This window comes from Aquimarina litoralis (assembly GCF_039523995.1).
Taxonomy (GTDB): domain Bacteria; phylum Bacteroidota; class Bacteroidia; order Flavobacteriales; family Flavobacteriaceae; genus Aquimarina; species Aquimarina litoralis.
Map to the genome: position 1 here is coordinate 501691 of NZ_BAAAGE010000003.1, position 24634 is coordinate 526324.

The 24634-nt window shown below is 33.0% G+C and carries 20 protein-coding genes; 10 read left to right on the plus strand and 10 right to left on the minus strand.

Going from position 1 to position 24634, the window contains the following annotated elements:
- Nucleotides 1–258 precede the first annotated feature (258 nt).
- The 3 genes from ABD077_RS16570 to ABD077_RS16580 all read left to right on the plus strand — a co-directional run bounded on the left by ABD077_RS16570 (nucleotide 259) and on the right by ABD077_RS16580 (nucleotide 6372).
- Nucleotides 259–3693 carry a methylmalonyl-CoA mutase family protein gene (locus ABD077_RS16570; protein WP_343913365.1) on the plus strand — a complete coding sequence of 1145 codons (3435 nt, stop codon included), beginning with the start codon at nucleotides 259–261 and terminating at the stop codon, nucleotides 3691–3693.
- A gap of 160 nt (nucleotides 3694–3853) precedes the next feature.
- Nucleotides 3854–5182, plus strand: coding sequence for an amidohydrolase family protein (locus tag ABD077_RS16575; RefSeq protein ID WP_343913366.1), 1329 nt, complete (start codon nucleotides 3854–3856; stop codon nucleotides 5180–5182).
- A complete protein-coding gene (locus ABD077_RS16580; protein WP_343913368.1) occupies nucleotides 5182–6372 on the plus strand; it encodes a hypothetical protein in 1191 nt (396 codons plus the stop codon). The genes ABD077_RS16575 and ABD077_RS16580 overlap by 1 nt, the downstream gene beginning before the upstream one ends.
- Nucleotides 6373–6382: 10 nt before the next feature.
- Here ABD077_RS16580 and ABD077_RS16585 read toward each other — a convergent pair whose 3' ends face one another.
- On the minus strand, nucleotides 6383–6724 hold the full coding sequence (locus ABD077_RS16585) for a hypothetical protein (protein WP_343913369.1): 342 nt from the start codon (nucleotides 6722–6724) through the stop codon (nucleotides 6383–6385).
- 153 nt (nucleotides 6725–6877) lie between these two features.
- Between ABD077_RS16585 and ABD077_RS16590 the strand changes: the two genes are divergently transcribed.
- The 5 genes from ABD077_RS16590 to ABD077_RS16610 all read left to right on the plus strand — a co-directional run bounded on the left by ABD077_RS16590 (nucleotide 6878) and on the right by ABD077_RS16610 (nucleotide 12697).
- Nucleotides 6878–7324 (plus strand): Lrp/AsnC family transcriptional regulator, encoded by a 447-nt coding sequence (locus ABD077_RS16590; RefSeq protein WP_425545874.1) that lies wholly within the window; start codon nucleotides 6878–6880, stop codon nucleotides 7322–7324.
- 24 nt (nucleotides 7325–7348) lie between these two features.
- Nucleotides 7349–8494 carry a helix-turn-helix transcriptional regulator gene (locus ABD077_RS16595; RefSeq protein ID WP_343913370.1) on the plus strand — a complete coding sequence of 382 codons (1146 nt, stop codon included), beginning with the start codon at nucleotides 7349–7351 and terminating at the stop codon, nucleotides 8492–8494.
- A 101-nt stretch (nucleotides 8495–8595) separates the two neighbouring features.
- The gene (locus ABD077_RS16600; protein WP_343913371.1) at nucleotides 8596–10182 is read left to right on the plus strand and encodes an alanine/glycine:cation symporter family protein; all 1587 of its coding nucleotides are present in this window, start codon (nucleotides 8596–8598) and stop codon (nucleotides 10180–10182) included.
- A 196-nt stretch (nucleotides 10183–10378) separates the two neighbouring features.
- Nucleotides 10379–11197, plus strand: coding sequence for a mechanosensitive ion channel family protein (locus ABD077_RS16605; RefSeq protein ID WP_343913372.1), 819 nt, complete (start codon nucleotides 10379–10381; stop codon nucleotides 11195–11197).
- Nucleotides 11198–11281: 84 nt separating this feature from the next.
- Complete coding sequence (locus tag ABD077_RS16610) at nucleotides 11282–12697, plus strand: hypothetical protein (protein ID WP_343913373.1); 1416 nt, start codon at nucleotides 11282–11284, stop codon at nucleotides 12695–12697.
- A 725-nt stretch (nucleotides 12698–13422) separates the two neighbouring features.
- On the opposite strand, the gene ABD077_RS16615 is transcribed toward ABD077_RS16610, so the two are convergent.
- Nucleotides 13423–14109, minus strand: a complete 687-nt coding sequence (locus ABD077_RS16615) for a DJ-1/PfpI family protein (protein WP_343913818.1) — start codon at nucleotides 14107–14109, stop codon at nucleotides 13423–13425.
- Nucleotides 14110–14275: 166 nt separating this feature from the next.
- Nucleotides 14276–15502, minus strand: a complete 1227-nt coding sequence (locus ABD077_RS16620) for an MDR family MFS transporter (RefSeq protein ID WP_343913374.1) — start codon at nucleotides 15500–15502, stop codon at nucleotides 14276–14278.
- Between the two features lie 127 nt (nucleotides 15503–15629).
- Between ABD077_RS16620 and ABD077_RS16625 the strand changes: the two genes are divergently transcribed.
- Nucleotides 15630–16244: a DUF1684 domain-containing protein gene (locus ABD077_RS16625; protein WP_343913375.1), complete on the plus strand. Its 615-nt coding sequence runs from the start codon at nucleotides 15630–15632 to the stop codon at nucleotides 16242–16244.
- Between the two features lie 63 nt (nucleotides 16245–16307).
- On the opposite strand, the gene ABD077_RS16630 is transcribed toward ABD077_RS16625, so the two are convergent.
- From ABD077_RS16630 to ABD077_RS16645, 4 genes are all read right to left on the minus strand, one after another.
- Nucleotides 16308–17396, minus strand: coding sequence for an outer membrane beta-barrel protein (locus ABD077_RS16630; RefSeq protein ID WP_343913376.1), 1089 nt, complete (start codon nucleotides 17394–17396; stop codon nucleotides 16308–16310).
- Between the two features lie 314 nt (nucleotides 17397–17710).
- On the minus strand, nucleotides 17711–18049 hold the full coding sequence (locus ABD077_RS16635; RefSeq protein ID WP_299606531.1) for a P-II family nitrogen regulator: 339 nt from the start codon (nucleotides 18047–18049) through the stop codon (nucleotides 17711–17713).
- 70 nt (nucleotides 18050–18119) lie between these two features.
- Complete coding sequence (gene crcB, locus ABD077_RS16640; RefSeq protein ID WP_343913377.1) at nucleotides 18120–18485, minus strand: fluoride efflux transporter CrcB; 366 nt, start codon at nucleotides 18483–18485, stop codon at nucleotides 18120–18122.
- A gap of 44 nt (nucleotides 18486–18529) precedes the next feature.
- Nucleotides 18530–19567, minus strand: a complete 1038-nt coding sequence (locus ABD077_RS16645; protein ID WP_343913378.1) for an SRPBCC family protein — start codon at nucleotides 19565–19567, stop codon at nucleotides 18530–18532.
- 188 nt (nucleotides 19568–19755) lie between these two features.
- On the opposite strand from ABD077_RS16645, the gene ABD077_RS16650 reads away from it, so the two are divergent.
- The gene (locus ABD077_RS16650) at nucleotides 19756–21819 is read left to right on the plus strand and encodes a dipeptidyl-peptidase 3 family protein (RefSeq protein ID WP_343913379.1); all 2064 of its coding nucleotides are present in this window, start codon (nucleotides 19756–19758) and stop codon (nucleotides 21817–21819) included.
- 69 nt (nucleotides 21820–21888) lie between these two features.
- Here the strand turns inward: ABD077_RS16650 and ABD077_RS16655 are convergent, their stop codons facing one another.
- From ABD077_RS16655 to ABD077_RS16665, 3 genes are all read right to left on the minus strand, one after another.
- A complete protein-coding gene (locus tag ABD077_RS16655) occupies nucleotides 21889–23058 on the minus strand; it encodes a cupin domain-containing protein (protein ID WP_343913380.1) in 1170 nt (389 codons plus the stop codon).
- 284 nt (nucleotides 23059–23342) lie between these two features.
- A complete protein-coding gene (locus ABD077_RS16660; protein WP_343913381.1) occupies nucleotides 23343–23540 on the minus strand; it encodes a hypothetical protein in 198 nt (65 codons plus the stop codon).
- Between the two features lie 108 nt (nucleotides 23541–23648).
- Nucleotides 23649–24566: a YfaP family protein gene (locus tag ABD077_RS16665; RefSeq protein WP_343913382.1), complete on the minus strand. Its 918-nt coding sequence runs from the start codon at nucleotides 24564–24566 to the stop codon at nucleotides 23649–23651.
- Between the last annotated feature and the right edge of the window lie 68 nt (nucleotides 24567–24634).

A 24634-nucleotide genomic window follows, 5' to 3' on the forward strand; every position in this document is an offset into this window, starting at 1 on the left:
GTTCAATAATCGGGGAAGATATCACTTTCTCTATATAGTTTGAAATTCTTTAACAATAGTGTTAACATTTTATTAATGAGTTTTACCATCAATTAAAATAAGTTTTTGTCGTAATCCATAAAAATAAATAGATGTAACTTTGAATGAAAATTAATGAAACGACAAATAGGGTTAAATAAATTATATAATTCTAAAAAAATATTCGTTTTCAATGCGTATTTCGTAAATTAGCAGCGCTAAAAATCCTTTTTATTATCAATGGAACAAATTGCACCTTATAAACCAAAGAATAAAGTTAGAATTGTAACTGCAGCATCTCTTTTTGATGGTCATGATGCCGCTATAAATATTATGCGTAGAATTATTCAATCCACAGGAGTTGAAGTAATTCATTTAGGTCATGATAGAAGTGTAGAGGAAGTAGTGAACTGCGCAATACAGGAAGATGCTAATGCGATTGCGATGACTTCCTATCAGGGAGGTCATAACGAATACTTTAAATATATGTATGATTTGCTAAAAGAAAAAGGAGCATCTCATATCAAAATATTTGGAGGAGGAGGAGGAGTGATCCTACCGGAAGAAATTAAGGATTTGATGGAGTACGGAATCACACGTATTTATTCTCCAGATGATGGTCGTGAGTTAGGATTGCAAGGTATGATTAATGATTTGGTACAGCAATCTGATTTTCCTATTGGAGATAGTCTTAATGGAGAAGCAGATCATCTTGTAGATAAAGAGATTGGAGCTATTGCTCGAGTAATTTCTTCTGCAGAAAATTTTCCTGAAATCGCTAAAAAGACTTTAGATCAAATACACGAGAAAAATAAAACATCCAAAACCCCAGTTCTTGGTATTACTGGAACTGGTGGAGCAGGAAAATCTTCTCTGGTGGATGAGCTAGTTCGTCGTTTTTTAATTGATTTTCCGAATAAAACCATTGGACTTATTTCTGTAGATCCTTCGAAAAGAAAAACCGGTGGAGCTTTATTAGGAGATCGAATTCGTATGAATGCAATTAGCTCTCCAAGAGTATATATGCGTTCATTAGCCACACGACAATCCAATCTTGCATTATCAAAATATGTAGCAGAAGCTATTGAAGTTTTAAAAGCTTCTGAGTTTGATTTGATCATATTAGAAACCTCAGGGATTGGACAATCTGATACCGAAATTCTAGAGCATAGTGATACTTCTTTATACGTAATGACGCCAGAGTTCGGAGCTGCTACACAGTTAGAAAAAATCGACATGCTTGATTTTGCAGATCTTGTAGCTATTAACAAGTTTGATAAAAGAGGTTCTTTAGATGCATTAAGAGACGTAAAAAAACAATATATGCGTAATCATCAGTTGTGGGATGTTCCACAAGATGATTTACCAGTATACGGAACTATTGCCTCTCAGTTCAATGACCCTGGAATGAATACCTTATACAAGGCAATCATGGATAAGGTAGTGGAGAAAACTGGTGCAGATCTACAATCGGATTTTCATATTTCTAAGGAAATGTCCGAAAAGATTTTTGTTATTCCGCCAAGTAGAACACGTTACCTGTCTGAGATTTCAGAAAATAATAGAGCCTATGACAAAACGGTAAGCACTCAGGTAGAAGTAGCGCAAAAGTTATATGGTATTTATAAGACGATTTGTAGCGTTGTAAATCTAGATTTTATAGACCTGTCCAAAAATGGTATTGATGATGAGATATTAAGAAAGGCAAAAAACGAGGATAATGAAGATTTCTTAAAATTATTATTGGCAGAGTTTGATAGAGTAAAGCTAAATCTTGATCCTCATAATTGGGAAACCATTATTGGTTGGGCAGCTAAAGTTCAAAAATATAAAGATCCTATTTATACTTTTAAAGTTAGAGATAAGGAAATAAAGATCGAAACACATACAGAATCCCTATCGCATAGTCAGATTCCAAAGGTGGCTTTGCCAAAGTATCAAGCTTGGGGAGATATTCTAAAATGGTGTTTGCAAGAAAACGTTCCAGGAGAATTTCCTTTTGCTTCTGGTTTATATCCGTTTAAACGTACTGGAGAAGATCCAACACGTATGTTTGCTGGAGAAGGAGGACCAGAACGAACCAATAGACGTTTTCATTATGTGAGTTTGGGAATGCCAGCAAAACGTTTGTCAACAGCTTTCGATTCGGTTACGCTTTACGGAAACGATCCTGATCATAGACCTGATATCTATGGTAAGATTGGTAATGCCGGAGTTTCTATCTGTTGCTTGGATGATGCTAAGAAACTATATTCTGGTTTTGATCTTACGCATGCGATGACTTCTGTAAGCATGACGATTAATGGACCAGCTCCAATGTTGTTAGGATTCTTTATGAATGCTGCAATTGATCAGAATTGTGAAAAATATATCAAAGAAAATAATCTTGAAGCTGAGGTAGAAGCAAAGATTAAGAAAATATACAAGGACAAAGGCGTAGAAAGACCTGCTTACCAAGGTGATCTTCCGGAAGGAAATGATGGATTAGGACTAATGTTATTAGGTGTTACTGGAGATCAGGTGTTACCTGCAGATGTCTATCAAGAAATTAAAGCAACTACCTTAAATACGGTTCGTGGTACAGTACAAGCGGATATTTTAAAAGAAGATCAAGCACAAAATACGTGTATTTTTTCTACAGAATTTGCTTTACGACTGATGGGAGACGTACAGGAATATTTTATCGACAAACAAGTACGTAACTTCTATTCTGTTTCTATATCCGGATATCATATTGCAGAAGCAGGAGCAAATCCAATTACACAATTAGCTTTAACATTAGCGAATGGATTTACATATGTAGAATACTATCTAAGTAGAGGAATGGATATCAATAAATTTGGACCAAATTTATCTTTCTTTTTCTCTAATGGAATTGATCCAGAGTATGCGGTTATTGGAAGAGTAGCCCGTAAGATTTGGGCAAAAGCACTGAAGCATAAATATGGAGCTAATTCTAGAGCACAGATGCTTAAATATCATATCCAAACTTCTGGGCGATCATTGCATGCTCAGGAAATTGATTTTAATGATATTCGTACTACGTTGCAGGCGTTATATGCCATTTATGATAATTGTAACTCATTGCATACCAATGCATATGATGAGGCTATCACAACACCTACAGAGGAATCGGTACGAAGAGCCATGGCCATACAGCTGATCATCAATAAAGAATTAGGGTTAGCTAAGAATGAAAATCCGATTCAAGGATCTTTTATTATCGAAGAACTAACAGATTTGGTAGAAGAAGCTGTGCTTACAGAATTCGATAGAATAACAGAAAGAGGTGGTGTTTTAGGAGCCATGGAAACCATGTATCAGCGCAGTAAGATACAAGAAGAAAGCTTGTATTATGAAACTTTAAAACATACAGGAGAATTCCCAATTATCGGTGTGAATACCTTTTTAAGTTCTAAAGGTTCTCCTACGGTAACTCCAGGAGAAGTAATTAGAGCTACCGAAGAAGAAAAACAGTATCAAATTACGATGCTTAATGAATTACATAAAGGCAATACAACTGATACCGCAGAACTGCTAAAAGACTTACAACATAAAGCGGTGAATAATCAAAACATATTTGAAGCGCTTATGGAGGTTTGTAAGAAATGTTCTTTAGGTCAAATTACTTCTGCCTTATTCGAAGTGGGAGGACAGTATCGAAGAAATATGTAAGCAGACTCTTGCTTTTGCTTTCGCAAAAGCTTAGAGGTCGCTTACCCCAAACTTGTTTTGGGATCTATACCTTATTAAGTGAAAATAAGTTAAAATCCCGTTTTATAACGGGATTTTTCTTTTCTTATAGTTTTTTATCTTTAAAGAAACACAACTCATCATGAAAAAATTACTTCTGATATTTTTTATTTGTAGTAGCACTTTTGGGCAACAAAAATCGTTAAAAGCACTAGTTGGCGGAACATTAATAGATGGTTTTGGAGCCACTCCAATTAAAAATAGTGTCATTCTTATTGAAGGAGATAAGATTAAGGAAATAGGTACGATAGCAACTTTAAAAGTGCCAAAAGGAACAGAAGTCATTTCTACCGAAGGAATGTCTGTTTTACCGGGATTGTGGGATATGCATGTACATACAATGATTAATGGTCATGCGGATTATACCTATTGGGACAAAACGTATCCACCATTATTAGAAGATGTAATTATGCCAGCATCTGCTGAGCAATTATTAATGGCAGGCGTAACAAGCGCCAGAGATTTGGGAGGTCCGCTAAAGGAAAGTTTATCTGTTAGGGATCGCATAAATAAAGGAGAGATTCCAGGAGCAACACTTTATGTCTCTGGACCATTTATACAAAAAAAGCCGTATCCAGGAACGGAAGCATTTCGATGGGGAATTAATGGAGTTGAGGATGCCAAAAAGAAAATTAAAAAGCTAGTAGATGCTGGTGTGGATTGTATTAAGTTAATTGATCAGGATCAAATGACAAGCGCAGAAGTCAAAGCAGTCATAGATACAGCACATAAGTATAAGTTAAAAGTAGTAGCGCATGGACATCGTCCTGATGAAATAAAAACCGGACTTAAAATGGGTGCAGATTGTTTCGAACATACAGGTTTGTCATCAGCCCCAAGATATCCGGATGATGTTATGAATGCTATAAGAGAACGCACAGCGCAAATGAATTTGGGACCGCTCTTTTGGTGTCCTACGGTAGAAGGATTATACAATTATGAATATGTACGAGATCATGGGGAACACTTAGATAATGATTCATGGCACAGAGGGTTACACGATACTATAATTGCAGATATAAAAAGTAGCTTTAAACATAAAGATCGCCTACCTTATTTTCAATTAACACCATTAAGAAAGCCTACCCTAGAAACCAAAATTAAACAATTAATGGATGCGGGTGTGGTATTAATGATTGGAACTGATAGTGGAATTCCTATGAAATTTCATAGCCAATCTACTTGGAATGAATTAGATGTGTGGGTAAACGAATTTGGAATTGATCCCATGTATGCTATTAAAGCAGCTACCTATTGGCCATCTGTTTGGATGGGAGTTTCCGACAAGGTAGGAACGATTACCGAAGGAAAGTATGCTGATATCATTGCTGTAAAAGGAGATGTGTTAAGACATGTAAGTTTGCTTCAGGATGTAGATGTGATTATAAAACATGGAAAAAGGTATAAGTAATGTTTAGATGGATCATATTAATATCGTTGTTATTGGTAAACGTAAATTGCTTCGCACAAAATTATGAAACTGGGAAAGTGATAGATTCTGTTTTGGTTTCAGGAAAAACACAAGAAACGTTTACGCTGTATTTGCCGAATTCATTTGATGCAACCAAAGAATCTCCGATTGTTTTTATTTTTGATCCAGGAGCAGAAGGAAAAAGAGGTATTCAACCTTTTATTGAAGCTGCAGAAAATTATGGATATATCTTGGTTTGTTCTAATCATACTAGAAACGGTCCGTATGATAGAAATTTTGATATTACCAATCGTTTGTTTGATTTCGTATTTGCTAATTTTAAGATCAAGAAAAATGAAATGTACTTATCAGGATTTTCTGGAGGTTCCCGTTTAGCTTCTGCCATTGCTGTATTAACGAATCAAGTAGCTGGTGTAGTGGGATGTGGTGCGGGTTTTTCATTGGAACCTTCACATTTACCTAGTACTCAAAATTTTTCGTATGCCGGTGTTTGTGGAGATCGAGATATGAACTATCAGGAAATGATAAGAGCAAAAGGATATTTATTGCAGTTAAATTTCTCTAACACATTAATTACCTATGATGGGAATCATAGTTGGACACCTTCAAATCAAATTCTCAGGGCATTTGATTGGTTAGAAATTCAGGCACATTTAAAAGGAATAAAGAAAAAAGAAGCTCCCGAAATTTATAAAAGCTATCAAAAGATATACAGAGAGGCTCAGGAATTCGAAAAAAAAGGAGATTTATTATATGCTATTGAAAATTATGAACGAGCACTGATTACCTTTAACTCATTTTACAATTTAGATAGCGTTTCGAACAAACTAAAAGCAATTCATAAAAGTAAAGCGTACAAAAATAAACTCAAATCAGTATCCAAAGCATTTGATAAGGAAACTACCTTAACGAAAAAGTTTACGACACGTCTTTTTGAGGGTTATAAAAATCCAAATAACATAGAATTCTCTTGGTGGGAAAAAGAATTAGGGAAACTAAAAAAGTTAGACGAGGATGATGATCCAGAAATGAAAAAAATGTTAGAGAGATTGAGATTTCAGATTTTTGCAGTTGCGTATTCTATGAATAATCCAAATTTATACCAATCTAATACGAAGCAAAAGGAATTAGCGGATAAAATCAGAGGATTGATTTATCCAAAAAAGTGAGGATTAGAAATTATAGGGTCATCATCCAATGACGCTGCAACTTTTTGAATTTCTTTACTTCTTTTCTTAAAAGTCTAACAAAGTCCTTTCCATTACTATGAGAACGTTCCAGTCGTTCACAGTTTTTGTATAGTTTGTTCGTTAGGTTTTCTAAAAGGTTTGCATGTTTTAGACGATCATCCTGAAAAACTTGATTTTCAACATCCATAATTCTAGGAACCAAAGAATCAGAATCTTTTACGATATCACCTGTAAAGTAAATAAATGGATTTTCATTACCGTTTTTTTCTAAGGGAGCTAAATCATAAGCTAAATATTTAGAAACACTTTTAGATAGTATAAGTATTTCCAAAGCTTTTTTGTAAAGAATTATATTTTCGGGGCGTCTCTCCATTCTACTATCAAAATTAAGTGTATTTACAAGGATATTGCTTTTTAGTTTAAAGCAGAATGATTATTTTGCTTTAAATATTAAAGTTTTTCATTTAGAAAAGTTAAAATAATAATGGACGATACAAATTGGAAAATTCTACAGCTATTACAAGAGAATGCTAGATTGTCAAATGCGGAGATCGGAAGAAATGTAGGACTAAGTTCTCCCGCAGTTGCAGAGCGAATAAAAAAAATGGAAGACTTAGGAATTATAGAAGGATATACCACAAAAGTTTCTTACGCTAAAACTGGTTATCAATTAAAAGCAATCATAACAATCAGAGCTTTTATGGGACGCCTTAAACCTTTTTTGTCAAAGATATCAGAATTCAAAGAAGTGCTTAATTGTTATAGAATAACTGGTAATGAAAATATCATTATGGAAGTAGTGTTGGAAGATCAGGTTCATCTTCAAGGGTTTATTGATAGATTGATTACATATGGTGAGGCCAAAACACATATTATTCTATCGAATGTGGTCGAAAACAACCCTATTCTGAACAGAAAGGACGATAAATAGATTAAATCTTATCTTTAAGACGTTATGTATGTCACTTTAGAATATTATGTTACCGCCATTGTATGTTTGATTACAGCTTTTGTAATTCAAAGAATTTATCATAAAGAAAAGTTCAAAAATCAATCTTCTATTTCCATCATTGGTATTAAATGGTTCGGTTTAGCAATATTCCTTTGGGGTTTTGGAGCCCTGATTAACATATCCCTAATAGAAGTATCTCAAATAAACCCAACACATAAACTTGTCATTTATGTAGGAGTTCTAATTTCTTTGGCAAATTCATTAAGTATTCTACTTTCATTACCATCCATAGAACATCACAAGGAGCGCAATATAGTGGTTCGATTGGTTCAGCGTTTTTCCGAAAAAGAGTTTGTCACTTTGTTTAGTGGAATATTAATAATGATTGCCTTTGTATTTATAGTAACTTCTTACAGTAATACAGAGATTAGTAATAATTTTATTTGGCTTATCGATATTCCTATTTCTTTAATTGTTGCATTTGCATTGTTAAATGAGCTTAATAAAGCTTTCGCAAATCGTAATATGAAGTTTATGGTAGTACCTTGCTTTTTACTTTTTGTTTTGATTGTTATAGCGGTTACGCAAAGAATCATTCCTCAGGATAAAGCATTAGAACTTCTAGACCAGAAATTTTGGAGTTTGTTAGGAGTTATAACAGGATTGTCATTTAAGTTTCTATTTATATTACTATTTTCTATTTTATTATACAGTTGGAAGTTTCTTTCCGAAAAAGAATTAAAACAAAATGAAGTAGAGTTACTTAATAAAGAAAAAGAGATTTTACTAAAGGAACAGCAGAAGTTGATATTGGCTAATGAAAGTCATTTAGATACTATTGCAAGATTACAAGAACGTATAAAGGAAAGTGATTTTGAAATCAATTCTTTAAAAGAATCTACAAAAATTACATTGTCTGATCGACAAAAAGAAGTTTTAGGAAATTTAGGTGTTTGCGGAGAAGGTAAATCTTATACTGAAATTGCGGAAGCTATGAATATTAGTTTAGATGGTTTTCAAACTCATATTTATCAGATTAAAAAAGTGCTTAAAATTAGTGGAGCAGATGGAAAAGAACAACTTATTGCTTTCGCCAAGGCAAACCAACTTTTACAATATGCTAGTATAGATAATGATACTAGTGATTAAGTATGTGCTTACGTACTTATAGTAGCTAATTTGATCAATGCGTAATCTTTTCTCATAGATAGTTTTATTCAATCTTCGTCCGAAATCAAAAAATCGGTCAGATGAAAAAAAATATATTGGGATGTCTTTGTTTTCTGGGATACCTAAAAGGAACAGCGCAAGAACTTCAATCTTTTGATCAAAAGATTAATACAGGATTTAAAAATATGACAGATTGGTTTGTGGATGCAATTTTTGCTGAAATTCCAATCACATCGGAGGTAGGTACTCCTTGGGTGTTAGTTGTGCTTTTAATGGGTGCTTCATATTTTACTATTTATTTTAAAGGAATCAATTTTAGGAGTTTTTGGACTTCTATTCGTATTATAAGAGGAAAATATGATGCACTTGAAAATTCAGAAATACTGGAAGTATCAGAATCTGTGCATACAACAGATGGAGATCAACCTGATACCGTTAGGGCAGAAGGAGAAATTGGAGAGGTAAGTCATTTTCAGGCATTAACAGCTGCTTTATCAGCTACCGTAGGATTAGGTAATATTGCAGGTGTAGCTATTGCATTATCAATCGGTGGAGCAGGAGCTACTTTCTGGATGATATTAGTTGGTTTTTTAGGAATGGCATCTAAGTTTGTAGAATGTACGTTGGGAGTTGCGTATAGAGAAGTTACAGAAGATGGTACTGTTTATGGTGGTCCAATGTATTATCTAAGTAAAGGTCTTAGAGAAAAAGGATTTTCTAAATTAGGAAAGGTTTTAGCAGCAATTTTTGCAATTATGTGCGTTGGCGGCTCTTTTGGTGGAGGAAATATGTTTCAAGCGAATCAAGCTTTCAAGTTATTCGAACATGTAACCGGAGCAGAAAACAGTTTCTTTTATGGAAAAGGATGGCTTTTCGGTTTAATCATGGCAATTTTAGTAGCTATTGTAATTATAGGAGGAATTAAGAAAATTGCCAAAGTAACAGATAAAATTGTACCTGCAATGGTTGTAGTCTATGTACTCGCTGTTATTACGATAATAGTAATCAATTATCAAATAGTTCCAGAAGCTTTCATGTCTATAATTGATGGTGCTTTTAGTACAAAAGGGGTAACTGGTGGAATGGTAGGAGTTATGATACAAGGGTTTAGACGAGCTGCTTTTTCTAATGAAGCTGGTATTGGATCTGCATCCATTGCTCATGCAGCAGTTAAAACAAAATATGCAGCAAGCGAAGGATTGGTGGCCTTACTAGAACCATTTATTGATACAGTTGTGATTTGTACAATGACCGCATTGGTTTTAATTATAACTGGTCAAATTAATGTTGGAGCTGAAATATCTGATGAGCAAGGTGTCTTGCTAACTGCAAATGCGTTAGAAAGTGGTATTTCATGGTTTCCTTATTTGCTAAGTTTTGCAGTGATACTCTTCGCTTTTTCATCAATGATTTCTTGGTCGTATTATGGTTATCAAGCTTGGTCCTATTTATTTGGAAGAAAAAAATATGTGTCTTATATCTACAAAACTATATTTTGTATTTGTGTAATTATTGGCTCTGCAGCTAGTCTAAACGCTGTAACTGATTTTTCGGATGCCATGATTTTTTCGATGTTAGTTCCTAATATGATTGGATTATTTATTCTAACTCCAAAGGTAGCAACTGAGCTAAGGAAGTATAAGAAGGCAATTGCTAATAGTAATTAGCTAAGTCAATGTTTTCTAAATTTTGGCACAAGGTTTGATGTATTATAAGTGTGTAAAATTTATCGAAATCTTGTGTGAGGACATTGGTTTTTAGAACCAAAGAGAGTACGGGAAAAGGATAGGAAAAACGCTCGAGCAAAACTCTGAGCGTTTTTTTATTTAATTTTTCTATTTTAGATATTTCAAAAGCCTAACTATGGAAAAACTACAGGAATATTTTGAAATAGCGATTGATAAAGTTGTTTTTTTCGCTCCCAAAATTATTGCAGCAGCTTTAGTGTTTTGGATCGGTTTTAAACTTATTAAAAAACTACTAAAGTTATTAGACAAAACGCTGGAGAAGACTGGAATTTCCGACACAATGCGCCCTTTTTTGTTGTCTATTATCTCTGTAATCTTAAAAATAGCTATCGTTTTTGCTATTGTTACCATTCTTGGAGTGGATCTTTCAGGATTATTGGCAATTCTCGCCGCAGTTGGATTTGCAATCGGAATGTCTTTACAAGGCAGCTTAGGAAATTTTGCTTCAGGAATATTAATTATGTTTTTAAAACCTTATGAGGCTGGAGATTGGATACAGGTAGGAGATTCTTTTGGGAAAGTACAAGAAATAGGAATCTTTAGTACAATTGTAGTAACGCCAGGAGATAAAGTTTTGATTATTCCAAATGCTAAAATAACGGACGATGTAGTTGCTAACTATTCTAAAAGGGGAGTTGTACGATTAGAGATTACCGTTACGATGCCGTATAATGAAGATTTCTCTAAGGTAAAAAGGGTAATAGAAAACGCTATTAATCCTATTGATAAAATTTTGGATACTCCAAAAACTGAAATAGGAATAGAAAACTTTGATTCTCATAATATTCTAATTGCTGTGCGTCCTTATGTGAAACCCGATGATTTCTGGGAAGTAACATTTATTACGCATCAAGAAATCAAAAAAGCTTTTAGTGAGCATGATATCCAAGTTGCGTACTCAGAAGGAGTAGAATTAGGAAAGATTGGAGCATAAAGTGCTATTGTTTTGGTAAAGAAGAACATACATAAAGGAATGGCATTTTTTTTGTAGCCAATATGATAGCGTAAACTTTCTAATATGAAATGTATTTCTACCAAAATTTGGTCATTTTTTATATTTATTTGTATCGTAACATCTACGTCCGGTCAGAATAGCTTAAAACTTAGAAAAGGCGTAGTCACCGACTCTATAGCAGTGCCTGAAACGGAAGGAGTTTACAGTATATATCTACCAAAATCTTTTGACCTTAATAAACCATGGCCTATTCTATTTGGTTTTGATAATAATGAAAATATAAGTGCTTTAACACATTTGTTTAAGAATGCAGCTGAAGAATTTGGATATATAGTAGCCATTTCTAATTATGGTAACAAGTTAAGTGAGAGTGATAAATCAAGTTATATACCTGTTTTTGTAAAACACATTATATCGCTTTTCCCTATCCAAGAAAAAAGAATGTATGCATTAGGTGTTGGCGATAATGCTTCTTTAAATACTTCATTGCCATTATTTTATGAACAGTTTAGTGGAGTAATCGCGATTAACGATAGTTTTGATTATCATCAGAAATTACGTAGAAATAGGAACTTCTCTTATTTTGGAATTGTTAATACCCATAATTTTAGATACCAAGACTTTTTCTTATACAATAAGTATTTAGATAGGAAAGGAATCTCTTCGTCATTATATACATATGAAGGAAATATGAAATTACCCTCTCAAGATATTGTACATAGGACATTACCTTTTTTCACTATAGACGCCATGAGAAAAGGAAATATTCCTGTTGATTCTTTATGGATTAATATGTTATACAAAAAAGATAAAGAGAACATATTTGAATTAAAAGAAAAAGGAGATTACTTAGAAGCGTATGATGAATTAACTAGAATGCAGAAGAAATTTCAAACTTTTGTAGATACTGACGAATTGAAAAATGAGCAGAAGGAAATTAAGAAAATAAAAGCCTACAAAACAGAGAAAAGAATTAAATCTAGGAATAAAAACAAAGAAATGTATTTAAGAGAATCATTGGTTTTCGATTTGGAAGAAGATATAGGTTTGAATGCATATAATAATCTTGGATGGTGGCAATATAAAATGGAGGAATTCGATAAACTATCTAGTACTAAAGAGCCATATACAACGGCTATGGTAGTAAGAATAAAAGGTTTTTTACAAAATATAGTAACTAATTATAAAAAGGAGCTTTCTAAAAGTAAAAGAGAAATCGATAGGAAAATATTCTTGAATATTTTAAGTACTATCATTGACAAAGATGATTTTGACTCCTACAAAACTATTATTGCTTTGAGTGCTATAGACGAAGATAATGAAACTGCAATCTTCTATTTAGAAAAAATGCTACAGCAGGGCTATAAAGAGATGGACAGTTTATACAATATAGAAGGCACTTTGACACTTAGAATTTCTAAGGAGTACAATAGGGTTATTAAAAAGTACTTAGGTTCCTCAAGATTTCATTCTTATTAATACTTGAAATACTGTAAAAAATGTATTTCATCGTAATTAATCAACACTTAATCGTGTTTTTGTTAATAACTTTTTGTTTGATTACGGTTTTGAAGTAGAAAAACTATTATCTTTATAATGCGTAAAATATTAAAGATGTGTATGATACAAATTAACATATCAAGAAATATGACGATATGGATTTGAAATATTAATTTGGAATACGCATTGGGATAAATTAAGTGTGAGGACATTAGTCTAAAGACCCCAAATCTAAAAACTAAAGAGAGTACATAATTTGACCCATAAGAGAAAGCGATCTATTTGTAGATCGCTTTTGTTTTATAACTATATCTGTATTTAGTAAAAAATGGAGGTAGAAGAAGAAATATCCCTCTTTTAAATAAATAAGACGATATGAGAAATCGTTAAAAACATGTATTTTTGTGTATTTCATCGATTTTTTGTGTTTTTTATCGTTTAAAATTTTGTATTAACAATTTTTTTACAATATATTTACATAAGCTTAAAAACATAACGGTGTATGGCCAGAATTAACATTTTTAAGCTGTATGACGATACAGGTTTGAAATATTAGTTTGGAATACATCAGGGCATATTAAGTGTGAGGACATTAGTCTGAAAGACCCCAAATCTTGAAGCTAAAGAGAGTACGTAATTAGCCCTAAAATTGATGAAAGCGTTTCCCGAGGGAAGCGCTTTTATATTTTCTAATACTTTTTAGCTTACTTAGAAATTATTAAATGTGGGATATTTTTTAAGTCCCAGTTAATTACCAATCCTCTTGCTAATGATTTTGCTATTTCCTTACCATATAAATGTTCGGACAAATACAAGGCAGCCTCAAAACTTTTAGCACCACCAGCCGAAGTGATATATTTTCCATCATGTACAAATAGAATATCTTTTCTGATATCCAGATCAGGAAACATATTTTTCATTTTATTGATATCGCTTGGGAAGGTAGTTGAAACTTTATCTTTTAATAATCCAGCTTTTGCTAGTACAAAAGCACCGTCGCAGTGGGACGTCATATATAAGGCTGTTTTATCTACTTTTTTTACAAAGTTGATCATAGCAGTATCTTGTAGATCTGTATCGAGATGATGTTCAGCACTGGGTACTACTAATATATCAATCCTTGGAATAGAATCTTGAACGTAATTGTAATCCGGAATAATTTTTACACCTTCAAAAGTAGTTATAGGTTTATCAGTATTAGCAACCGTAAACACATTCATTTGTTTGATGTTTTCTCGATATTGCGTATGCTGGAAAATATCAAAAGGAGCTGTAAATTCCGTATTGTAGGTACCATCCATAATTAAAAAACCTACATTATATCTGTTAGGCATTAATTTTGGAAATGTTTTTTGTCTTTGTCCAGTTTCCTTGAATTTTTTCACATCCATTGGGGATTGCTCGGGCTTGTCAGTTTTACAGCTGAATAATATGATAATTAACGAGATATGAATTAAGTACTTCATCGGAATAAATTATATTTTGTGTGTTCTTTTAGCAGTGTTCTTTAATGATATTGTGGTTTAAAAATATTGAATCTATAGGTTTTATTAGTAATTAAGTTTTTTTAAGGAGTGCTGTTTTTTCTTTTCCAATTTTATATTTCACAATAAACAATAAAAGCGTTCCTAAAGCGGCAATACTACCCATAAATAACCATGCGTTGTTATAACCATAATTATTAATGAATTGCATTCCGGTATTATGTCCCAATATATGTGCTAAAGAAAATGACATGCTATAAAAGCCCATATAATCTCCTTGTTTTCCCTTTTTAGAACGGTCTAGAGCAAAAGCGTTGCCAAAGGGAAATGAAATCATCTCGCCAAGAGTAGCTATGATCATACCAATAATAACAATTCCAGCCCAAGGAGTGATGACTAATAATAGGAAACTTATACCTGTTAGAATAAATCCATGAATAACATTTTTTATTTTGGATAATGAGGTAGATTCTAAATAAGCAATTAAGGGCATTTCGAAAATGAAAATTAGAATTCCATTCATAGCCAGTATGAGGCCAATACTTTTTTCTGATAAAAAATGAACTTCTTTATAATATAAAGGTATGGTAGAAAAGTATTGAACAAAAATAAATCCAAACAATGTTAAGGCTATTAGAAATAGCATATAAATTCCATCACTTGCTGCGGGAGTAGGGTTTTCTATGACAATTTCTTTATCAATTACTCTGGCTTTTTTAGGATGTAAAGTTTTGATCATAATAAGTCCTGCGATGATACAAGTAATTCCATCTACCCAAAACAATCCTGAATATCCTAAGGTAACTATTAAAAATCCTCCAAGAGCTGGGGCCATAGAAAATCCAAGGTTTATCGCAAGTCGTATAAATGTTAATGATCGAGTTTTGTTTTCTGGTTTACTATATGCACTAAGTGCTACGAAAAATGCTGGTCTTGCGGCATCTGCAACCGTAATTAAAATAAAAAAACTAATACAAATACTCAAAAAGCTCGAAAAATACTGTACAACGAAGAAAGAAATCCCAGTTAGCAGCAGAGATCCTAAAATTACTTTGTAATAACCAATTCGATCACTTAATTTCCCTCCAATCCAGGCACCTAATAGAGAACCTAAACCATAACAACTCATAACCCATCCAATCTCTTGTAGTGTAAAACATAAATCATCAGAAAGGTATAAAGACAAAAATGGGATGACCATAGCTCCCATTCTATTGATCAGTGTTATCAAGGCTAACCACCAGACTTCTTTGGATAATCCAGAGAAGGTATCTATATAGTTTAGAAACAGTTTTTTCACGATATGGTTAGTTGATTTGTTTAGAACCGGTAAAAGTAGCTTTTTGTCGAAAAATTGGATACAATTTTAGAGAATATTAACTTGTTTATTGTGAATGCTTTGTACTTTTGCAAAAAATAAGGGGACAGTGTACAGATTATCTTTTTTACTAATGCTATGCTTTAGCCATTTAGCGGCTCAAGATTCTACAGCAATAAAAAAAATATTAGCTTTTCAAGAAGGATTGAATAAGAAGTTCGCTTCAGAAGAAAAATCACCATTAACACCAAAGGATTTTAAAACATTTAAGGCATTAGAGTTCTTCAAAATTGATACAAACTATAGCATAAAAGCAAAGTTTGTAAGGACACCCTATGAAACTCCTTTTATTATGAAGACTACTACGAATAGAGAACCAATTTATGTGAAATATGGTGAAGCTCAATTTGTTTTAGAAGACAAAAAACAAAAACTTAATATTTATCAAAATCAAGGGTTAAAAACACAACCTGAGTACGAAAATTATCTTTTTTTACCTTTTACAGATTTAACGAATGGTGAAAGCTCATATGATGGAGGACGTTTTATAGATCTTACTATCCCAGAAGGTGATACAATAATAATCGATTTTAATACAGCATATAATCCTTATTGCGCTTACAGCGCTAGATATTCTTGCCCTATTCCTCCAGAAGAAAATCATTTAGATATAGAAATCCCAGTTGGTGTCAAAAAGTATAGTACCGTCGAAGAAAATAAATAAAAAAAGCACTCTGATATCAGAGTGCTTTTAGCATAAACAAACAATATATTAAACTATAATATATTAGAACTTATAGATTGCTCCAAGAACAAAAGAAGAAAGACTACTTGTAGCTTCTAAGTCTTTGTCAAGAAAAGCATCTTCAGATGAATCAAGTCTGAATTCTGGTTTAAAAGTTAGGTTACCAATATCATAACTTCCAGTTAGAGTGATAGCAGTTACATCAACATCATCAACACCATCTGTATCTACAAATGTATTAAAATACTCTCCTCTTAAACCAAGGGCGAAACTGTCAACTAATTGAAATTGAGGATATATTGCAGCTCCGTAGAATCCTGATCCATCTGTATCTAAATATGTACCGTTAAAACCTAGGTAAAATTTATCAGATACATCCCATCCTGTTGTTAAATCAACTTGAAACGTAGGTTCTGATGGTCCAGGTTCTCCTTCATTTCCATATCTAAAATTTAAATAAGCACTTCCACTATCTGCAGAATATCCTACTTGTGCTCCAACGATGTATGTGTCAAACGGATTATTTTCGGTATAATCTGTTGGATTCATAATTGCAACCATTGCAGACCATTGATCGCTTAGCGCAAAGTCGGCTTTTAATCCTGTATGAGAAAAAGGACCGTTAGTAAACATGTAAGAAGTGGAATAGTTAAAGTTTCCTGTAGGAGAAATTACTTCATATCCTAAATAGGTGTTGAAGTTCCCTACAGTAAGTTTAAATTTTTCCGTTACATTCCAGTATACATACAATTGATTTACGATATTAGAAGAACCTACTGAATTGAATACAGCGTCTTCACCTCTAGGACCATATACTAAATCAGCAACAAACCCTACTTTTTCTCCTTCATATCCTAAAATAACATTAGCCATACCAAGAGCAAATCCAGATTCATTTGCAAATGAAGTTCCTGGTGCTTGAAAAGGATCTGGTGTGTCTGGATTATTGTCTAAGTCAAGAGTATTAGGAGCACCAATATTGGTTCTAAAATATCCATCTACAGATCCATTAACAGAAAAATTATCGAACCATTTTTTTTCTTCTTCCTGTGCAATCGCAGAAAAACTAATAAGCGCTAGAGAAAAAAGGCATACTTTTTTAAAAAGTGTTGTTACGGTTTTTGTTTTCATAATAAACATTAATTGGTATTAATTTGTTTTTAATTGGAGCTGTAAAACTATGTTAAAACAAATTTATCCCAATAAAAAAAGGGGTATCCACCCCCATTTTTACGTTTTTACTATTTTATGCCCCTTAAAAATTAGACATTATCGTTTGTGAGTCGATTTTTTAAGAATTTGAAAGTGTTGTTTTTTGTAAAGATGTTAAATAAGTAAATAATCTTCACTAATTGTTAAATTAAGTTATATAAAAGTTAATGAGGATATAATAAGAAAAGCTTATCAAGTACTGATAAGCTCTTTTATATTAGTAAGGATTTTTTTTAATTCAAAGCTTGATTACCATGCTCGCCAGTTCGAATTCTGTAGGTATTTTGTATTTCCGAAATAAATACCTTTCCATCTCCAATTTCTCCAGTTTTTGCGGCATCAATTATGGTTTGTATTGTTTTTTCTGCAAATTCATCTGAAACTACTACCGATAGATATCTTCTTTGGATATCAGACGTACTATAACTAATACCTCTGTATAAATGCCCTTTTTTTTCATTACCAACACCCGTAACATCCCAATAAGTAAAAAAGTTTACCTCTATATCATGCAAGGCATCTCTTACTTCTTTAAATCTTGATTTACGAATGATTGCTTCTATTTTTTTCATTGGTTATAATGGTGTTGGTTATTATTTAAAATGATACTTTAAAATTATGATTTTGATAGAATATTGGTTGTTATTTTACGATCCACATACCTAAAAATACTAAAAGAAACCCTATCACAAAAGAACCAAGCGTATACACTGCGAAGTTCATAAAGTCTCCGGATCGTAAAAGCATATGATTTTCATACGCGAAAGTGGAAAATGTTGTAAACCCTCCACAGAAACCAGTAGCAAGTAATAAAACAGTGTTTTGTGATAATACATTGTTCTTTAAGGCAAGCCCAAGAATAATTCCTATAAGAAAACTACCTAGTATATTGGCAATAAAAGTCCCATAGGGTATTCCGCTAGTTTCATTATTTAGGTATTTACTAATAAGAAATCTTGCTACGCTACCTGTACCTCCTCCTATAAACACGAGCAGTATCTGTTTCATTTATATGTTATTATACTTTTGTTTTACTACTTTATCAAAAGGGTTTATTGCACAGGGATATATATTTCCGTTATCCATTCAGCTGGATTTGGTTGTAAATCTGGGCCTGACCTATAAACTTCAAAAGCAGGAGATTCGGTCGATGGAACTAAACCACTTTTCTGTATATACTGATTCGCAGCTTCCCACGCTTCTTTTAAATTCTTATAATCTCCTTTTAAAGTAGTTTTTACAACTTGTTGGCGGGGGAGTGACCCACATAAGATATTACTATCAGCTGGAGTAATTACTTCTTCTCTTACCGGAACTCCTGAAGAATATATAGCAGTTCCTAAAGCTTCATTATATTCATTAAATACCGTAAGAGGCATTCCGGTTTGTGGTAAGTTGTTCTGTCGTACATATGCCAAAACCGAGGATAACATTTGTGCTGATTTATCGGGAATCTCATCGATTGAAGATGCTGTTGCGTTATACATATAAAAACCACCTCTGTGCTCTGTTACACCATCCACATTAATAGAATATTCTTCCATTTTTTTCTGAGTATAGGTGTCCAGTTTATCTAAGCCTTTTTTATACATAGGTCTTAAACTTTCGGATACCGTGCTATCTCTAGTCATCCAAAATAGCTTTTCCATAAAACCTTGTTCTCCTTTCATTCCCCAGGTTACTTTGGTTTTTTGGTTTTCCAATTTTTCAAATTTCCAATAAACATCATTGGTAATTTGATCAACCACAGGTAGTACTATTGTTAGCTTTTGATCTATACTCGAAAAAGGAGCAGATTTTACAGTTTTCATCCCTCCATCTTCTTGTGATTCACTTTTCCAACTATAAGAAGCTCCTACACCGCTAGTTTGATTAGAATATTCTATAATTAGATCATCAGAATCAGTCATCCAAGGATTCCACTGTTCCCATGTTTTATAATCGTTAACCGTGTTAAAAAGCAATTCATCCGGAGAATTAATTACTTTACTTTCTTCTAATTGAAATGTTCCATCTATCATTGCTATGTAAGCCCCACCACCAACAACTACAATAAGAAGAAGAAAAAATAAATATTTTATGATTTTCATGTTAGTTAGTTTAGAAAATTTGAGTAGCTAAGATAATCAATTTTTGAAATGGGTTTTAGTGTAAAGGTTTTCAGAGTGTTATGCTTTTTTATTATTTGAGTGAAGTATAGAAATGTTCTTTGTAGGTTACTTAAAAATGTGATTTTTTTTATTTCGTTACATTTGCTGGAAACAATAAACATAAACAAATGATAATTAAACGTATAATCTATTTTATGCTAATTAGCGTATTGCTAATTGGATGTAAAAATGATCCAAGCATTCAGGATCAGATCAATCAACAACAAGCCGAACAAACTTCAGAACAAGAAGTTGAAGATAAGAAGTTCGATTATGTTGTTGAGCAATTTGCAGACCTTAAGATTTTAAGATATCAAATACCTGGATGGGAAAATCTTACACTAAAAGAGCAGAAGTTAGTATACTATCTTACACAAGCAGGATTGAGCGGTAGAGATATCATGTGGGATCAAAACTATCGTCATAATTTAAAGATTCGTAAGGCACTTGAAAATGTATATACTTCTTATAATGGAGATAAAACTAGCAAAGATTGGATCTCTTTCGAAACATATTTAAAAAGAGTTTGGTTTTCTAATGGTATCCACCATCACTATAGTAATGATAAAATAAAACCTGAGTTTAGTAAGGAATATTTAACTACTCTTCTGGAAGCAACGAAAACAGAGTTGAGTGAGGATGCGCTTACAGTTATTTTTGATGATAGTGATGCTAAAAAAGTGAATCAGGCAAAAGGTATAGATAATGTGGCATTATCTGCTGTTAACTTTTATGGTCCAGGTGTTACTAACGAAGATGTTACTTCTTTTTATGGAAAAATGAAATCACCCGATCCCAAAAAACCATTGTCTTATGGTTTAAATTCTCAATTGGTAAAAGAAAATGGAGAATTAAAAGAAAGGGTATATAAATCTGGCGGTTTGTATGGTGCAGCTATTGATGAAATTATCAAGTGGTTAGAAAAAGCAAAAGAAGTAGCAGAGAATAAGGCACAAGGTGATGCGCTGGGATTACTAATTGAGTATTACAAGACTGGAGATTTACAAATCTGGGACGATTATAATGTAGCTTGGACAGCAGCTACTGATGGAAATATCGACTACATTAATAGTTTTATAGAAGTGTATAATGATCCACTTGGATATAGAGGTTCTTACGAAACTATTGTTCAGATAAAGGATTTCGATATGTCAAAAAAAATGGCGGTTTTATCTGAGAATGCACAATGGTTTGAGGATAATTCTCCATTGATGGATGAACATAAAAAAGACAGTGTTGTAGGTGTAACTTATAAGGTGGTAACGGTAGCAGGAGAAGCAGGAGATGCATCGCCAAGTACTCCAATTGGAGTGAATCTGCCGAATGCTAATTGGATTAGAGCAGCAATTGGATCTAAATCCGTTTCCTTAGGGAATATAATTAATGCCTATAACAATGCTGGTGGATCAGGACGTCTTAAAGAGTTTGTTCATGATGAAGAAGAATATGAGTTAGAAGAAAAATATGGACAATTAGCAGATAAACTACATACCGCTTTACACGAGGTGGTAGGGCATGCATCTGGTCAATTAAATCCTGGTGTTGGAGAAACTAAGGAAACTCTAAAAAACTACGCTTCAACTATGGAAGAAGGAAGAGCAGATTTAGTAGGATTATATTATTTAATGGATCCTAAACTACAGGAGCTGGGATTAGTTGAAGACTGGGAAAAAGTTGGAAAAGCAGCATATGATGGCTACATCCGTAATGGACTTATGACTCAATTAATACGTCTTAATTTGGGAGATGATGTAGAAGAAGCACATATGCGTAACCGTCAGTGGGTAAGTGCATGGGCTTATGAACAAGGAACTAAAGACAATGTTATAGAAAAAGTAAGTAAAGACGGGAAAACGTATTATAATATTAATGATTATACTAAGCTGCGTGAAATTTTTGGACGTTTGCTCCGCGAAACACAGCGTATTAAGTCTGAAGGTGATTTCAAAGCTGCCGAGGAGTTAGTAGAAGGTTACGGAGTAAAAGTTGATCAAGCAATTCATACAGAGATTCTAAGAAGAAATGAGCAATTTACATCCGCTCCTTACAGTGGTTTTGTAAATCCTGTCTTAGTACCTGAAATGGATGAAAATGGAGAAATTACTAAAATAAATGTTACACAGCCTAAGGATTTTGTAACACAAATGTTAGAATATAGTAAGTCATTTGGATTCTTACCAGAAGTAAATTAGTAAAAAACATTTGGTATAAAATAAAACGCCTTCTGATCAGAATCAGAAGGCGTTTTTTAATGCTACATTTTAAGAAGCAATATCAAGTACTCCAATTTTAGATAATTGTTTTGTTACTAAAACTTTACTTTCATTATCAAGGTTACAGTCAATTTTATGAATAGGTAAAGGATGATCTTCGGCAATTAATCTATCCAGAAATGGTTCACATTGTATAGGCATGGATAATTTCAGATCATAGAATTTCACATTAATTTTGGTATTTAAAGATGTTATTCTAAATTTATTTTTTTCGCGGATTTTAATCGTTGAATTTTCATTAATCTTATCAATGTTTATCATTTGCTTCAACTGTCCTTGCGCAATGGCTTTTTGTCTGCTGTAGAAATCATCTAAAATCTCTTCGTCATGTTGTAGATTTTCTATTAGAGCTGTAACAACCTGTTTTATTTCTTCAAGCTCTTTACTTTTTTCTTTCCCATCCATTAAATGGAATTTCGTGAATTTTCTTAATGGTAAGTTATTTTTAGATTTTTCTATAAGAACCTCTGCCAAATGTTCTGCCCATGTTTTGCCTACAATTCCGGTAGTAATATGCCCAGAATTTTCATCGGTACAATAAGCATCATGAACTATACCTCTTGGGATGTATAATACATCACCCTTGTCTAGAGTAAATTCATCGATTACTTTACCAGGAACAAACGTTTCTTTATCAAAAGGAATTGTTTTATCTGCCAACGGAATTGGCTCATCATAAATACGCCAATGTTTGGAGCCTTCGAATTGAAAAATAAATACATCATGCGTATCATAATGAGTAGAAAAGCCTTGCGACTTTTTTGGTGTAAGGTAAACATTGGTTTGAATACGATGTTTGAAAAAGGTTTCTAACTCATTGGTCAGTTTTCGCAAACTATAAATTTTATTTTGTAAACCGGACATTACTAAGGTACTTCCATTTTCAAAAGCGTTGGAAAATTTTAGTGGATCTATAATATCAGATCCCTTAATTGTGTATTCTTTAGGATCTGGTTTTTCAGTTTTGGAATGATCAGCTAATCGAAAATCAGGATGATGATTAGTTAATGAAAATAAGATGGTGTCAAGATCATTTACTGATAACAAATCATCAAAAAAGCGTTTGCTTCTATTCTTAATAATTAGATGTTTTTTTTCGTAATAATCTTTAAAGAAAACATCAGGTGTGATAGGATATAATATTTCTTGTAAATTCATTGTATTGACTTTTATGGATAAGTAATTAACTAGTGTTTATATATTCATTGTAAAATGAAAAGAGCAGGAGTGAAGTGAAATTATACAAATGAGCAATAATGTTTTAACTATTTTGATGAGCAATTTCTTATGCTTCCGCTTTACCGATATAACGCTAGAGATTGATGATTTTATCATAATATTGTGTTTAGTGTTATGATAAAGTTATAGTAGATTATAAAATGAAAAAATACCCAATTAAGGGTATTTTATTTTGGTGTAACTCCAAGCATTGAATGATTAAATTAATCAGAATCAACACAATTAACTCCTGCAGCAACTGCATCACCACTATTACTATCTGTACAGACAGAACTATCCGAGGTACAAGATGTAGCAACGGCAAGTGATGATACTACGAGAGCTGAGTAAAATGTCCTTCTAAAATTGTAGTTTTTAGAAGCATTTTCGATTTCGAAATCAGAAAGTTTCAATTTAGTCATAATAACGTATTTTAAAGTTTGGGTTGAAATTAAAAACCAAGAACTCATCAAAAAATACCCAGTTAAAGGTATTTTCTGGAGATGTTGGTTATAAATGCCTCTGGAGATTTAGTTTTTAGTATAGCTTAGTGTATTGGAGTCTCCACTACTGATGGTTCCATTAAATGTATTTACAGTACTACCATTATCTCTAACCGTAATTGTATAAGAAGTAGTACTTCCACTAAAAATATTTACATAGAACTGATAAGTTCCGGAAGGACCACCATTAGCCCAGGTAATATTTTCTGAATTTCCACCAGTACAGTTCCCGGTACAGTCCACGTCTAAAGCTCCACCTGAGTTTGATTGTGGATTATTAAAAGACAGTGTTTCTCCATTAGGATCTCTAACATAAAGATCAAGATCTGCACTTCCTGACCAGGTAAGATTAAACCTAGGACTACCATCCTGACCTGCAAGCCCGCCGCAATCCGATGCATCTACCAAACCTTGACAAGATGGTTCATCACAATTTCCGCAAAGCATAGCCACATCCCTAATATTTGCTCGAGAAATATTTCCAGCGGATGTTTGTGCAAATTCATAACACTTGATATCATGACATACTTGCGAAAGATCGGCACAAATTCCTTGATTAATTAAAAAATCAAAGTTTCCTGTACCTGCGGTAGCTCCATTGGTATTGATTGGAACAAAATAAATAGGACCAGTGGTTCCAAAACGCATACCCACAGCATTGACATTACCATTAGGAGCGTTAAAAGAAATTGCATTTGTCATAGACTGTCCAGAAGCTATGGGAACGATACTAGAGGATCCACTTCTAATGGTAATAGATTCATCAATCTCAACAGTACTTGGATCCACTATAAATGAACCAGCAGGTAATACCAAATTGTCATTCATTAGGTTAGCGATTTGCGTTGGATCAGAAATACCAGGATTTCCAGAATCTCCGTTATCTTCACTACAACTGTAGCAAAATAGTATTCCAATAAGTGTGAGTAAATAAAAATTTTTCATTTGAAAAGGTGTTTTTTGTTTAAACCAAAACTACCTTTCGAACAGATACAAAAAAATACCCGTAATAG